At 42.7% G+C, this 14,236-nt stretch carries 17 protein-coding genes; 2 read left to right on the forward strand and 15 right to left on the reverse strand.

The genetic code is table 11. From position 1 onward, the window contains the following. Positions 1-100: 100 nt before the first annotated feature. The 6 genes from M23134_RS03920 to M23134_RS03945 form a co-directional block, all read right to left on the reverse strand. The gene (locus M23134_RS03920) at positions 101-688 is read right to left on the reverse strand and encodes a replicative DNA helicase (RefSeq protein WP_002694075.1); all 588 of its coding nucleotides are present in this window, start codon (positions 686-688) and stop codon (positions 101-103) included. Positions 689-731: 43 nt separating this feature from the next. Next, on the reverse strand, positions 732-2,468 hold the full coding sequence (locus tag M23134_RS03925) for a hypothetical protein (protein WP_002694076.1): 1,737 nt from the start codon (positions 2,466-2,468) through the stop codon (positions 732-734). A 33-nt stretch (positions 2,469-2,501) separates the two neighbouring features. After that, positions 2,502-2,843: a hypothetical protein gene (locus M23134_RS03930; RefSeq protein ID WP_002694077.1), complete on the reverse strand. Its 342-nt coding sequence runs from the start codon at positions 2,841-2,843 to the stop codon at positions 2,502-2,504. Positions 2,844-2,862: 19 nt separating this feature from the next. After that, entirely contained in the window at positions 2,863-3,174 is a 312-nt protein-coding gene (locus M23134_RS03935; protein WP_002694078.1) for a hypothetical protein, read from the reverse strand. Positions 3,175-3,532: 358 nt separating this feature from the next. Continuing rightward, entirely contained in the window at positions 3,533-3,895 is a 363-nt protein-coding gene (locus M23134_RS03940; protein ID WP_002694079.1) for a hypothetical protein, read from the reverse strand. Between the two features lie 83 nt (positions 3,896-3,978). Continuing rightward, complete coding sequence (locus M23134_RS03945; RefSeq protein ID WP_045112974.1) at positions 3,979-4,272, reverse strand: hypothetical protein; 294 nt, start codon at positions 4,270-4,272, stop codon at positions 3,979-3,981. Between the two features lie 868 nt (positions 4,273-5,140). Between M23134_RS03945 and M23134_RS03950 the strand changes: the two genes are divergently transcribed. Continuing rightward, a complete protein-coding gene (locus M23134_RS03950) occupies positions 5,141-5,545 on the forward strand; it encodes a helix-turn-helix domain-containing protein (RefSeq protein ID WP_002694081.1) in 405 nt (134 codons plus the stop codon). Between the two features lie 107 nt (positions 5,546-5,652). On the opposite strand, the gene M23134_RS03955 is transcribed toward M23134_RS03950, so the two are convergent. Beyond that, complete coding sequence (locus tag M23134_RS03955; protein ID WP_002694082.1) at positions 5,653-6,000, reverse strand: helix-turn-helix domain-containing protein; 348 nt, start codon at positions 5,998-6,000, stop codon at positions 5,653-5,655. A gap of 183 nt (positions 6,001-6,183) precedes the next feature. Here M23134_RS03955 and M23134_RS03960 point away from each other — a divergent pair, with 183 nt between their 5' ends. Then, positions 6,184-8,001: a hypothetical protein gene (locus tag M23134_RS03960; RefSeq protein WP_002694083.1), complete on the forward strand. Its 1,818-nt coding sequence runs from the start codon at positions 6,184-6,186 to the stop codon at positions 7,999-8,001. Positions 8,002-8,781: 780 nt separating this feature from the next. Here M23134_RS03960 and M23134_RS03965 read toward each other — a convergent pair. From M23134_RS03965 to M23134_RS04000, 8 genes are all read right to left on the reverse strand, one after another. After that, the gene (locus tag M23134_RS03965) at positions 8,782-9,213 is read right to left on the reverse strand and encodes a hypothetical protein (RefSeq protein WP_002694085.1); all 432 of its coding nucleotides are present in this window, start codon (positions 9,211-9,213) and stop codon (positions 8,782-8,784) included. 10 nt (positions 9,214-9,223) lie between these two features. Further along, on the reverse strand, positions 9,224-10,486 hold the full coding sequence (locus tag M23134_RS03970; protein WP_002694086.1) for a hypothetical protein: 1,263 nt from the start codon (positions 10,484-10,486) through the stop codon (positions 9,224-9,226). A 10-nt stretch (positions 10,487-10,496) separates the two neighbouring features. Continuing rightward, a complete protein-coding gene (locus M23134_RS03975; RefSeq protein WP_002694087.1) occupies positions 10,497-10,997 on the reverse strand; it encodes a hypothetical protein in 501 nt (166 codons plus the stop codon). A 17-nt stretch (positions 10,998-11,014) separates the two neighbouring features. After that, on the reverse strand, positions 11,015-11,830 hold the full coding sequence (locus tag M23134_RS03980; RefSeq protein WP_002694088.1) for a baseplate J/gp47 family protein: 816 nt from the start codon (positions 11,828-11,830) through the stop codon (positions 11,015-11,017). 12 nt (positions 11,831-11,842) lie between these two features. Beyond that, positions 11,843-12,088, reverse strand: coding sequence for a hypothetical protein (locus M23134_RS03985; protein ID WP_002694089.1), 246 nt, complete (start codon positions 12,086-12,088; stop codon positions 11,843-11,845). Positions 12,089-12,157: 69 nt separating this feature from the next. Continuing rightward, a complete protein-coding gene (locus M23134_RS03990; protein ID WP_002694090.1) occupies positions 12,158-12,505 on the reverse strand; it encodes a hypothetical protein in 348 nt (115 codons plus the stop codon). Beyond that, positions 12,492-13,190 carry a hypothetical protein gene (locus M23134_RS37495; RefSeq protein WP_002694091.1) on the reverse strand — a complete coding sequence of 233 codons (699 nt, stop codon included), beginning with the start codon at positions 13,188-13,190 and terminating at the stop codon, positions 12,492-12,494. The genes M23134_RS03990 and M23134_RS37495 overlap by 14 nt, the downstream gene beginning before the upstream one ends. A gap of 8 nt (positions 13,191-13,198) precedes the next feature. Continuing rightward, a complete protein-coding gene (locus tag M23134_RS04000; RefSeq protein WP_002694092.1) occupies positions 13,199-14,188 on the reverse strand; it encodes a hypothetical protein in 990 nt (329 codons plus the stop codon). Positions 14,189-14,236: the final 48 nt, after the last annotated feature.

The following is a 14,236-nucleotide window of genomic DNA, read 5'->3' on the forward strand; positions in this document are numbered from 1 at the left end:
ACTCTGCGGCATGAGGCAAGATCAGGCAAAGCGTTTACCATCGCGGGTCGGCTGCGAAACGGTCAGCGTGCTTATCAAACCTCCAATATGCTTATCCAGGCTATACAAACCTGATGGTATTTGTTTTCTGGATTCTTTGCGGGTTTGCTACATCCTCATCAAGCGTGAGTATGTTTTCAGAGACTATTTTTGATGCCCGGCTGAACTGCTTCTTTATTCCTGTCTCGCTTAGCTGAAATACATCATTTGCCAGGTCATCTATGACCTCGAATGCATCGCTGGTGTGGTTAAAGGCCGCTTTACGGATTTTGGAGCTTATCTCGATCAGCCGCCGCTTTATTGCCTGTTCTACCAGAATGTGGGCATGGTACTCAATATTGGCGGAGGAATTCACCATGGAGGTCAGCTTCATGACAAAAGTGGGACCTCCTGCCATTTCAAGTTTACCTGTTTGCCTTAGTTGCTGAGTTACCGTGAGCATATCTACTGGATTGGCTTGAGCAAACAGCTCCAGTATTGCCTGATAAACCTCCTTGTGGGCAGGCTTGTAAAAGTAATCGGGTTGCAGCAAGTCAATGACCTGCATGAAGGCAGGTTGTTCAATGAGTATCGCTCCGAGTACCGCTTCTTCTATATCGATTGCTTGAGGAGGAACCTGTCCTTGTACTACCATTGTTTTTTTGGCCATGGGTTTTGATCAGTTTTTGAGTGATTATTTTTTGAGTTTTATGCTAATACCAGTCTGGTCTGGTGGCGGGCTCAAAGTCCTGTTGGTAGGAGGTATACATTATTTGCCCCATTTCCTTCTTTCGTTGATAGTCTTGTTTTTTTTGAACTCTATCGAGGTCTTTCGACCAGTCTCTGCCATAGCCATTTCCTTCAATTGTGAGCCAGTTTTTGAGGCTGTAGTTGGTAGTGACCCCGTGGGTTTGAATAAAGCGTTGATACATTTGCAGGTTTTGCCGCATTTGTTGAATGCTCAGGTCACGCTCCTGTTGAATGTTTGAAATTTGCTGCATAAGGTTTTCCAACTCCTTTTTGGAAGGCAAAATGTTAAAGGCTTCGTAGGTTTCTTGTGCCAGATGATAGGTCTCGTGCTGTCTGGCAGTATCTTTTGCCGCAGTATTTTCTGGTTTTTGCTCTGCCTGATCCGGAGACGCTTGCGTTGTGTCTGCTGGAGCAGCTGACAGGGCATTACGGCGAACCGTGGCTTCACTAATCAAACCTTCCTGAATAAGCGACAGGTTATCACTGAAATATTTTTCCGCCATTGTCACAGTGCTGCCTTCCTCAGTAAATATTTGAATGACTTCTTCTTTGGAAGGTACCGGATTTACCAGGTGTTTTGATTCCTGCTGACCAGATGGTGCGGGTTTGTTTTCGGTCATTTCTGTGGCAACAGACTGATTCTTTTCGCTTACCTGAGTTGATTTTTTTTCTGAATAAACCTCTTCTTTTACGGGCGTAGCCAATGCTTTTTTTTCCAGGACACTTAACCTTTTCAGGAGCGACTCATTGGTTTTAGCGGTTTCTTTTTGCCGTTCCAGTTCCCTGGCTTCCAGGGTTGCCATTCTTTTTTCCATAGCTGCCACTTTGCTCAGGAGCACCTGAGTATTTGCGCTGGCCTCCTTTTGCCGCTCCAGCTCTCTGGCTTCCATTGCCTTTACGTTTTTTTCCAGAGCAGCTAAATCCTTGTTCAGTTTTTCATGGTCATTACCTCCTGCCTGAGTATGTTCTTTTTTTAACAAAACATTTTCCTCCCTCTCTTCTTTTTGCACAGCAGTGAATATTTGTTCTTTACTTTCAAAAATTTCTTTTTCTTCTTTTTCTTTAGAGAGAGTATAGGTTTTAATTTTATTATCATTAACTATATTATTATTAACTATATTATTGGGTGAATCACCGTTCACATCCGGGGTGAACAGTGAAGCATAATCCTGGTGAACTATTGGTCGCCCCTCCAGAAGGTTTTGCACTATAAGGGTGAACAACTGATCACTTGTGGCGTGATCAATGGTTTGCCCCTGACTGACTTCCACTAATAGGGTGATTAGTTGTTCCTTTCGTTTTTTAAGGTTGGGCAAGTCAGAGGCTGCCAAAATACAGGTATTGTCAAACAGTTTTTTTGCGACAGGAGAAAATGCATAGTAAGCCCCTACTTTACTTCGGTTACGGTGAGGGATCAGAAGCCCTTTTTTTACCAGTTTTTCAAACTTCTTCTGCATGCCCCGTTTACTTGCGATTTCCAGTGTAGGCAAGTCATTCCGGCATTTTTCTGGTCTAAGCCAGTAATACATGGTACCATCTTCCTCGAAAGACTTATTTTTACCACTTTTGGCAAAGTCGTATGCCCAGCCAAGAATCGTCTGCTCGTCCAGTTTAAGACTGATGCCTTGCCGGATAACTGCCTCAAAATCGAGGTTGATTCGTTTTTTATAGGTATTATCTGTTTGTTTTTGATTTTTCATTGCTAATTATTTAAGGTAAATTGAGACAGTACATCAGGAGCCTTTGAATAGTTTTTGGGTGATAGGAGAAAAAGCATAATAAGCACCTATCCCCTGCCGATTGTAGTGGGGAACAAGCAGGTCTTGCTTTACCAGTTTTTCGATGATTTTCCGGATTCCTCTATCAGTCTTAATTTTGAGGGTAGGCAGGCCATCCCGAAATCCTTTTGGAGTAAAACAATAATACCTGATGCCATCATCCTCAAGAGGTTCAAGAGTGCCATCCCAGGCAGCTTCATAAGCCCAGGTCAGAACCACATGCTCAGAGAGCTTAAGGTCTATGTTGTTTTGAATAAGCGCGTGAAAATCAAGAGTTAAATTTTTTTTGTAAGGCATTGTTATTTAGTTTGATAAATTAATTTTTATTTGTTTTAGTATTTGTGCAAGACAGCTTTCGCTGCTTTTTCGTCTTCATTGCTGAGGCCTTGCTACGTTGCCGCCTGTCTGCTTTTACCTGGGTTTCCAAGGCTTTTTTTTCCAATAGTTTACGATCCCGGCAAGATAAAAACGCCCGTAACTTACGTTTGCTGCGGGCAATTTTCTTTGGTACATATATCCAGGTATTATGGTCTACCTGTACCTTGATTTTGCCTCGTAACCTCTTTTGACGGATTTGGGCAAGTGCTTTGGCTTTACGTCGATCTTCCCAGGTAATTTCCCAGCTCATGATAAATATTTTTAGTTGGTTACTTAATTTTTCCCGGTTACGCAGAACACCGATAACCGTACTATTACTGTTCTCTGTGTTACAAAGCAATAGTCGGTGGTGTCCGCATACCGATAAAACCTTTGCTTTATGGAGCGAGCATAAAACAAGGTTCATATAGTTACAAGTGATTTTTTTTGCCCAGGAATTTTGGGCATAGTAATACGTCTTATGAGCAATCCAGCCGTGATAACAAGTCTTAGGTCTCCCTTCGTCTTAGATACAGTGAACAGTTCAGATATCTGGAAAGAAAAGGTCGCACCGGGTTGAAACAGTGCTTCCTTTCTTAAGCTCTTTTTTCAGGCATTTATAAATTAAATTATCCCTGAAAAAAGCTTTCGTCATCTTCTTCTGATTTTCCTTCATTTTTTTGGCAAGCTCGTTCACGACGAAAGTTTTCTGCTTTACGTTTAAAATGAAAGAATATTTTTGATCTGATCTTTCCTTCGAAACTTTCGGGAAACTCAAAAAGAGTGAGCCGTTTTCCTTCAAAAACAATGGTTTGGATAGGTAAATCCTCTGCCTGAGGATATCTTTCTTTGAAGTCACGGTAGAACAAACTACCATTTAAGTGCTTAAGGTCAGTAATAGTGAAATCTTTGATATTACTTTCAAAAATCTTTTGAAGCACAGTAGTGCTCTTAGGAGCACTCTTTTGCGGGCGCTTCTTTGGCTTATTCATTTAATCTTACTTTGGATAAACAATTTATTGAACTACTGGCTTGAGGTATCTATCGAGTTCTAAAATTGGTTTTGCCGGGTTGCCTAAGCAGACACCTGACTACATTTATCTTTTTGTTTGAAGTAAGAAATTATCCGGGTTTCTATTTGATGAGCAAAACTTGCCGGGAATTTAAAAAGTCTGATCTGTTCGTTTCCAAAAGTGATCACTTGAACAGGTAAGGAGTCTGGTTCCTGCCACACATTATAGAGTAACCAGGCATTTAAGTTGCGAAGATCACTGGCAGTAAAGTTGTCAATATTACTTTCATAAATTTTTTGCAGTATGGTCACTTTTCTTGCTATACGCTTCCTTGTGCGTTTGTTGAATTCATTCATAATTTGATCTGTTTATTTATTTGTTATTTGTTATTAAGTAAGTTGCTTGTGGGTAAAAAGACAGAACTGACTCAACAGTTTACTACCTGAGCCAGCCTGAATTCTACTTTATAGTATTTTTACAATTAACTCCTATTATTTTTTTGCAGGCGTTTTTTCACGCAATACATTAAGGTCTTTTCCTTAACGAGATGCAAATATTAAAAACAAGATTTTTACTTACAAACATTGTTTAAAATATTTAATAAATTTTTTGAAAATTAATTTTTATCAAAAATGATAGTAATAAAAAATGCGATTAAATTTTGGAATGTAAGGTTAAGTTCATATTATTGCAGGATGTTTGGGTTCTTTCATTTGGGGAGTTATACAACAATTAATGTTTTTGTGTAATTTTCCTTATGCTCTACGAGCGTTAGCTCCACCTATTTTCAATAATTCTTTATATATATTCACTCCAATTTGTTGTCAGTTAGCTTGCTTGACATCAAATTCTTTCTCAAAGAAACCCCACTTTCTTATTCCTTAGCTTAATTCAAAATGTTTCCAAAAAAACATTCAGGGCACTTTTATGCTTTTTTTTTTTGGGAAGATGGCAGAATTATAAGTCTGAACCTCTTTGTTTGCTCTGACAGTAATCAGCTGCACTTCTGTGCAGATATAAGCAAAAGAGGTACAACAACTCTCTGGTTGCCTGTTTGGTAAATTGTATGGGTTTGTTGTAGGCAATCAGACTAAAAATTCGCTCATTTTGAAACAAGGCTTCTATTGCTATTTTCTCATATATGATATTTTGTGGAAGTAAATGGAATTGCTATATTTGCACTAAAATAAAATATATAACAATTACCAACATTAAACATTACAAATGGGAATAGATATAGGTTTTAAAGAAAGGTTACTTAAAATTATACAAGACTTAGGGTATAACAGAAAAACATTTGCTGAAGAAATAGATGTACCCATCACAAGCGTTTATCAATACATCAGAGAAAAAAGCGCTATCAAGCCTTCGCTTATTTTTTTTATTAAGTTTTTAGATCGGTTTCCGAATGTGAATGGCAACTGGTTACTCACAGGTCAGGGAACTCCCCTCCTGAGCATGGATGGGAGCAGGAGTAATCAAAGTGGGCTGGTAAAAAATCTAAGAGAGCAGGTATTGACACAACAAACGCTTATTGATACGTTGTTTCAGGAAAATACTTATTTGAAATCAGAACTGGACGCAGTCAAAAGAGCCAATGAAAATTCTGGCACTCAAATTAAAGGCTAAATTTTGGATGAATAGTTTTAGTTAAAGTAAGTGTAAAACCTTCTCTGCTTCGATCGGAGAAGGTTTTTTTATGAAACTTCTCCTCTTATATATACTCTCGGATATTTTTATGCTTCCTTTGTTTCCAGATTATTCAACAATCTTTCTGCCTCATCAATTTTCTGCTGTGCTTCCTGAAAAAGCTGGCTGCTCTCCCGGAAAAGAGCAATCCCCTCCTTTAATAAAGTTTTTACCTGTCCATGAGGGGCATGGTACTCCATCATTTCTGTCGCGGTTAATTGAAATATTTGAGCAATGCTGGTAATCTCATCGAGGTCGAATGCCTGAGTACGGCCATTTTCCAGTCTCTCATAAGACTGTTTGCCCCAACCCAGCTTAGTCGCCATTTGTTGTTGGGTAAACCCATGACTTTTGCGCAGTTGTTTGACTATTTTCAGTAGTTCCTTTTTTTCCATTTTGCTAAAATACCCGGTTTTTATTTTCTATACATCAGTAATTGATGCTTTTTTATGTGATAAGTAGTCGTTTTATTTGCAAATAGTCTTTAAATGACTATTTTTAAATTATTGACACATAACTAAGTGATGTTTCTTCAAATTCTTGCCTGCATTTGCGGGTAAATCAATACCTGACTAACTATGAATAAAAATACTTTTTTACAAAAAATCAAAAAAGCCAATTCAACTTCTGAGTTAAATACTAAGAATCCTTATGATGAGAAACATAAAAGCTCTCAGTATAAGGAGTATTACCAGAAGGCAGACGCCTACATGACAGGCAAGTCGTACCTGGAACGGCGAGTGGTGTGGTATAAACTAGGCAAAAGCTTTCGCTTGTTTTATCACCCGGTTTCGGTTGTGCTTGCCCTTATTACAGCTGTTTTACTTGCTACCCGCCATCTGGATTTTAAATCGTTGGGGGTTATTACTACCCTGTTGCTACTCCTCACATTGGTATGCCTTATCATAATTTTTGGAGCTTTGGAATGGGGCAAGAAAGAGAAGGCAACCGATGTGTTTTACAAGCGGGCAAATGGAAATGAAGTACCACTAATACAATGGGGGTATCTGAGTTTATTTGTGATTTCATCACTTGTAGTGAGTGCGGTAGGTGGAGCTTTGATTGGAGATTCACAGATTGACCAGTCCAAGGCTATTGCCGCTGCTGAGACCCAAAAAGTGCAGCAGATCAAAAAGAAAAACCAACCTCGCCTGACTCAGCTTAGTAATACCATTGCCGGGCTCGAAAACCTGTCGGTAAATGCCCAACTCAGGCGTTGGGGGCTGACAGTAAAAGAGCAGGAAAACCTGGAGGCGGGCAAAGCAGAAAAAGTGGCGCTGGAGAAAAAACAGCTGGATGAAATCACTCAGGTAAAAACTAAATATGAGGCAGCAACCAGCACCAATGATCATTACCGGACAATGGGCATGGGCATTGGTTTTTCGCTGGTGCTGCTAATGGAACTACTCACGATTTACGCCTATTACTTTCATAGTGTTTTTATGAAACGGGTACAGGAAGAAGGGAACGAATATGATATTTTGAATTCTAAGGAAAGTACAAGTGATGACCCAGGCAGCAAACCTTCTCCGAAACAAATTACCGAGGCAATTGTGGCTGGCATACTTCAGGTGGCAAATGCAGGAAGCAAGGCTGGTTTATACCCTACTGGCGGTGTTACATTACCTGATAACCACCCCAGTCATTCAAGCATTAAAACAACGGCAAGTGACATCAACAGTGATGCAACAGTTGAGGCAGTTAAAACACCTAAGGCAGATAACGCCCCGGTTGACAGTGAAGATGGTGTTGTATCAGTCACACCTGATGCAACAGTTAAACCACCTGAAACAGAGGATAACAGTTGTACCAGCCAAAACAGTTTAAACGGTATTAAAACACCTGTAAACAAAGACGTGAACACTATCAAAACAGGTAAAAACAGTCATGGCAGTCATACCAGTCAAAACAGTGTTAAAACACCCATCAACGAGGGTATGGGCACCGTCAAAACACCTAAAAAAGAGGATAACAGTGATGGCAGTTACACCAGTCAAAACAGTTTAAACGGGACCCACATGCTCACTGGTGTTGTACCCGTTAAAACGGTGTCTAAACACCCTAAATCAAAAACCAGGAAAGCAACTGGTGTAACTGGTACACCTGTTAAGGCAGGCGCAAAGAAAACCAGTAAAAATGGCTATTATATTCCACCGGAGTGTTTTGACAGGTACTACCAGGGACGCGACCGAACCGACGACCCTTATCGGAAATTAAGGTGGTATGAAGAGGTGTTGCCTGATTTGATAAAGGGAGTAAAGTATGCCGATATTCTACAGAAAAAATATAAAGTGTACGACTTTTGTCAGGACAGGTATGTAGTGAAACACATTAGTGATACTACGCTGAGGATTACACTGGTGAAGGGTTTGAAAAGTTTAGCTGACTCTGAATAGTACAAAAAACAACCCTCTTCTTTTTGATTAAGGAAGGGGGGAGCTTAAGAGATAATGACTTTTCGGGGGTAAAGTTATTTAGTTATAGGCAACTGCAAGCACTCCTTGGGAGCTAAGCCCATAAGAGTCACGTAAAACAAAGGTTTTTGCGGTATGATCAATGTTTGCCTGTACCGAAGAATTATCCCTGATGCCAAACCTTATGATGAGTTGGCTATCCCCAAAGTCATAGATTTCGAGTTTTCACAACCCAAATTCGGTGGCTTTGGTATCACTTACTCCACCCCTCAGTTGATCCACATCAATTTGTAAACTCATACGTATTTTGTTAATGATATTAAAATATGATATTTATTCTAGCATAGAATAGATCAAAGTCTTACTTTTGCTACTGAAATTACTATATCTAATGCCTCAGGTTTTAGATATCCTGGCAGGGAGATAGAGGTATATTTTTCTGTCAGGTTTTTGTTTATGCCAGCCCATTAGAGCAATTAACTGCCAGGGCTTCAACCTGAATCCCACCACACCCGCATCTTTTGAAAAATAAGCCGCCTCATTTTTATCACCCTTAATCACTCCATTAAGCCCCTTTACAGCAAATATTACACACTATACCAGTAACCTGTCTGATGTCTCAGTTGTCGGACTTGCCTTCTCTTGTTGCAAAAACACAAAATAATAATCAATTAAGTCTTGGATGTACTCTTTGGTTTTTTGCCCACTAACAAATCTAATTTACAGGTTTTCCATTGTTTGGTTGGTAGTTGATTGGCTTACTTACTGATTTAACATTTCATACTTTTTAGCTTTCTCCTGCGTAGTTTGTATCTGCTGCTTGCCCACCCCCGCTGCGACTGCCTTACGAAGTACTTCTTTCTCGCTGATTTGAAACTCCCTGAATACGGTTTGCCAGGCGTCAGGGTTTTTCCAGTGTTGTCGCTCTTTTTCGCTGAGGTTTTCGGCCAGTAAAATCACTACCTGATTGCCTGCGGCAAACAAGCATTCGATGAGTTGGCGGGTAAAAGCCAGTGGATCAGTGGTAGTTTTGGTTTTCTGAGTGGCTTTGCCGCCACCATCAATTATTGCTTCATTGGCGGCAAGAGATACCACAGGTAGCCCCTGGCAAGTAGCCCAGGATTTTTTCCCCGAAAAGGGCAATCCTACCGTGCAGTACAAAGTAGGCAACGGGGGTTGATCTTGTTTTTTCATGGTGATTTAATTAAATAAAGTAACTGGCAAAAATGCCTAAAAAGTGCATAGTGTCGCTGCCTTCCTGATTGTCTATATCAAGGGCATTTATTAGATTTAACTCTGTGGGTGACATATCCGCCATTACATGGCTTACTGGCTGAAAAGTGCTGATGCGGTCATCAGAACGGTAAATAATCGTTTTAATTCTTTTGGTAGATTGCGGAGCAAAATTGCTTTGTGCAAACCCTGTTAGAAGCTTTGAATATTCGGGTAAGGAAACGAGTGACAAGTAACCAAATAAACTTACTCTAAATGGATAGCGGTTTTCTATAAGTTCCACTTCTATGCAAAGTGGCTGCTTCAGCTTGGCGTCAATTTCTTGCTTAATTGGTAGCCCAATCTTAACCCAAGCTTCATAATTGGTTTTATCAAGGTATTCATGAGTTGGGAAGTATTTGATTAACTTTCCCCCAGTTTTGTAAATTTCAATTTGAATGCTTAAATCGTAATCCTCATGCCCGGCATACAATTGCTCTACATTAGCTCCTATCTGCTCATCAATATCGTACAGGATTGCCTTGCCCAAAAGAAGGGCATTGGCAGGTATTTGCCCCTGGACTACTAAAAACTCCAAGGCATCTTGCCACTTGTTAGGTTGGCAATAAAACTGGAATACATCTCCTTCATAGTTGCCGCCAAAAGGCGGAGGGAAGTTGATCACAATATCCCCTGAGATGCGCCATTTTTTGCCTTGACAGATAATTTCGGTTTGGTCGCTCTGGTTGCCAGTCCGCTCTGCATTGAATATGAGACTGTCACCGAGTGGCTTTTTCAGGTCGAAACCTGCCACTATGCCTTCTTCAGTGCCCAAGGCAACCCTGGTATGCCACAACTCTTGATGCACCACCTCGGCTTGATCCAAAGAAGGATTTACCAACTTAAGTCTTCTAATCTTGTGGGGAGCGTGTGCATTGCCGTTGGCATAAATCACTGGGTTGCCTGGGCGACTGGTTTCCTCAATTGCCCAGCCGTAATTTTCTGCATCCGGGATGCTTTGCTCTTGCACTTCGAACACTTCACTGTTGTGGAGCATCATGCCTGCGGTATTGGTAGCAAACCCTGCGTCATCTTCGCTGATTTCGCAGCCTTTCAAAATATAGGACTTACTCAAGTCAAGCCCTAATGCAGTAAACATGGCTGCCTGCCCTTCTTGCTGAGCTTCCTGCAAATGGAGCAAATCGTCCAGCGAGTCGGGGTGCCCGCCCGTAATGAGGTCTAATATTTTTGCCATAGTGTGTCTCTTACTCTTTGATAATAATTGTGTAGGTCTTATCTGGTAGCTTGTATTTATCGATAAAAGCACTTACATGAAGCTGTTGGTCGGCCGTTAGCGCCGGAGCTTGGACTACAAAATCGAACTCCCCCTGAAACTCGCCCAAAGTGTAGCTAAACTTGGGAAGGAGGTTTCTTTGGGTAATTTCATTCAGCGAGTAACGATAATATTGCAAACTGGAGGCTTCGCTGAGGTAATAGATATAGCGGCGATTTCTCTGATACGTTTGGTTGATGATCACTACCTCCTGACTCAGCCCCAACCTTCGGTTGAGCTCTTCTTCGAGCACCATCGTTTGGTTACTGATGGCGATTTCCAGCTGGGTAGCTACTCTGAACGCCACAAACTGCTCATACAAGGTTTTGATGGGGGTAAGCATTACTTGCAGCCAAGCCAAATGCCGTGCTTGCTCCTTTTTGAGGTACGAAGGCACTAGCCAGCGCACAAACTTGTTCCAGTCAATGGTCATGCTTTTATTTACTTATTTTATAAAGGAGTTTTTAAGGTGAGATGGTCTTTGAGTGGGTGTGCATTGTCCAGTTTGATGTATCCGGACTTGGGTATATACACCCGGTTTACTGGAGTGTAAGTTTCTCCACTTGCCTTTGCTTCAAATAATGTAATGACGACATCTTCTACTCCGGCAACTGCCTGAACTGCATCTACAATTTTAGATTTTAGTATTTTACCGTCAAAGGGCAGGTTGGCTAAGTGCTGTTTGATAGCGGTTTCTATGCTTGTTTTGAATGGAGCAGGTTCCAGCAAGGGATTGTAGTATACTTCCAGGCTAATTTTAATCGTATCGCCGGGCAAGCTGTTGACCACCACATAAGCCCCTGGCGGTTGGAGACGGTCAATGTAGGCTCTGGCCGCTGCCAGTTCGCCTGCCGAAAGTTGCCCCGGCTGTCCGTCCACTGTTTTGGCTACTTTGAGCGTGGCAACGTTGTCATTGCCGCTGGCCACCGAAATGGCGGCTTGGCTGATGATTTGTTTTTCGGGAGATACCTGGGCATAACCCAGTGCTCCGTTGGCATTCCTGATGAGATCATCGCCGTACTGAAATTTCGTTGCCTGTAGCACAAACCACTCTGCTGAGCCAAATATGCTTTGTGCGAGCCGGGCTTCTACTTCTGCCTTGTGTCGATCAAAGAGTTGCTCCAGCGTCCAGACTGCCATGGCCACCACATAGAGCCAGAGTCGCCAGATCGCAAAGTTAGAAGGAGAGTCCAGGGCATCGAGCTTGGGTTCGGCAGCCTTGGCCGCCAAAAGTTCGTTGCGTATTTGAGTAAGAGTTCTTGCCATGCGTTTGCTATCTTAATTTCCTGTTTTTACAATTACCGCCTGGGGCAACTTATTTTGAAAGTATTTGACCAAGGGGTAGTCACGAATGTCTACCTTGTCAGGGTCATACCTGACCTTGGTGCCCGCTGCAATCTCCTCATCCAGCGAAAGCGTGGGGTTATCGTCCAAAAGCACAAAAAATGCCTGGGGGTTTCCATAGAGTTGCAAAGCAAGGTCTATGATATTTTGCCCCTCGTAAGTGGTATAAGTTTGAATCATTACAATTTATCAATATCATCGCTTTGCGCTAACCATTTAACCATTAGCGAAGCGAAACCATTCAACCATTCAATTACTCCACCCCGCTTCAATTCGTACCAACTCGCCTCCTATTTGCTCGTCTATGTCAAAGCGTACAGATTCTATAGTTTGCCCGTCCAGTTCCAGTTGGAGCTCAATCTCAGCCCGCATTTCACTAAAATCACGGTTTTCATCATTTAGAAAAGTGTCCAAGCCAATACCCGCTTGGGGCGCAGCCCGCAAATCGCCCTTGTTTGCCAACAGGTTATGCGCCTGATGCTGTAGGGTGGCATCGCCCAGGGCAAAGTCACCGTTTTCAAACGTGAGGTCTCCATCCACTTCCGAGAGCAGCACATCTATCGCCTTGCGCCACTTATTAGGGTCAGTTGTCGCCATCGCCGTGCATTACTTTTTTGTTGATGATCGAATCTTTTAATACCCCGGTCTGTTTGCCCGCCACAGCTCCCTTGAGGGAGGCTTGCAATGCCGAAGGGCTGCCATTGCCAGGTTCTGGAATGGGTGGTCCCGAAAGTACTTGAACCAAGCCATCCAGGATTGCCTTGTTCTTGTTCCACTCGGTTTTGAGCTCTTTGATTTTGATCAGTCCACCTGCACTGTCTCCATTGAGCGAAAGCTGATCGGCAGCCAGCTTCAGGGTCAAATCACCTACTTTAAATTGGTGGGCATCCTGGCTCAGGTTTACTTCCAACTCACCGTTTTTGTAGCTCAAACCTGCTTCGCTCAACTCGGCAAAGCTGTCTTCGCTAAACCGGATGATTAGCTTTTCTACTTCCCCAAAACTGGTCACATAAGCCTCACTTTCCGAGGCTTCGAGCATCGATACAATCACCGCACTGCCTATTTTGGGAATAAAAACTACCCCGCCAATCACTTCACTGTTTATACTTGCCACCAGACGTACATCGGGCAGGGGAGCCTCATCCCCCAAAGGCTGCACTTCGCAAGTGCGGGCACCTTCGTCTACCTCTATCACCGTACCCCGGATGTTTTTGCTGTCAGTGGGTAAAGCCTCCATAATCCGCCTGATAGAAGCAATAAAAGCGTTGATCTGTTCGTCCATAGTTTAGTTTACTGCGCCCTCCTTCCAATTTTGACGGCTCGCTTGAAGCCCCCGGTTTTGCTGACCGTGGTTTTTACTTCATCTACAAAATACAATCCTTCGCGTTCGGGGTAGTCAGCATCCCGGATTTGGCAACGTGCCGAATGCACCACGTGTGGAATACCCAGGGTTTTGATTCCCCCCTTGTAGCCCTCGTAGCGGTACAGCTTGACCTTCTCGTTGGCAATTTTTTGCAAGGTATCCTTGTCTGCAATAGGCTCAGGCGAAATCCAGGTTCTCAGCTCGCCTTCTTCGCTACCTGCGTACACTTCCAACTTTTGGTTGTTTTTGAGGTAAGAGGTAGCCTTGAGTCTGATCTTGATGTCCTCCTTGCGGCGGTATTCCAACTCGGTAGCAAGTACGTTTCGCTGTAAGTCATACACCACAGGTGCTTCATCTACCCCAGTAGTAGCCGCTACATCCTCTGAATAAGGCAAGCCCACGTACAACTGCTTGCCCCGAAAGTACATCGCCAGCCCGTAGTTGTCTTTGAGCTTTTGCAACACTTTGGCGGCGCTGGCATTGGCCACCCGAAAGGGGGCAAGGGCTACTTCAGGCACCTCTTTGGGGTTCACAAACTCCACCTCAAAGCCCTTGATTGCTTCTTCAATTACTTCCTTCAAAGTGGTTTGCTTCCAGGTTTTGTTGAGGTTGGAGCGCTGCAAATGGTAGACCTCATCCACGCAATGCATCTCGAAGGGTTGGTTGGGGAGCAGCCGGGCAATGTAACCTTTGAATTCGGTATGCAGTTCGCCGTCATAGCCCAGTTTGATTTCTACTCCATCTCCTTCTTTGAGCTGCTTGTTGAACTGACCCCGTAACCTGCCCAACTTCAGCACAGCCATATCACCCAGGTTTTTCCACGAACTGGTGATTTCCAGCGAGGTAAAGCTGTCTAACAGGTACTGCGTGCCACCAGCAGCAGGGGTAAATATGACTTGGGTGTTGAATGTGAGCATGGGGGCAAAAAACAGAACACAGGAGTGAGCTCACAAGAAAAGTTCGTC

Origin of the sequence: Microscilla marina ATCC 23134, from assembly GCF_000169175.1 — a bacterium.
Classification (GTDB): domain Bacteria; phylum Bacteroidota; class Bacteroidia; order Cytophagales; family Microscillaceae; genus Microscilla; species Microscilla marina.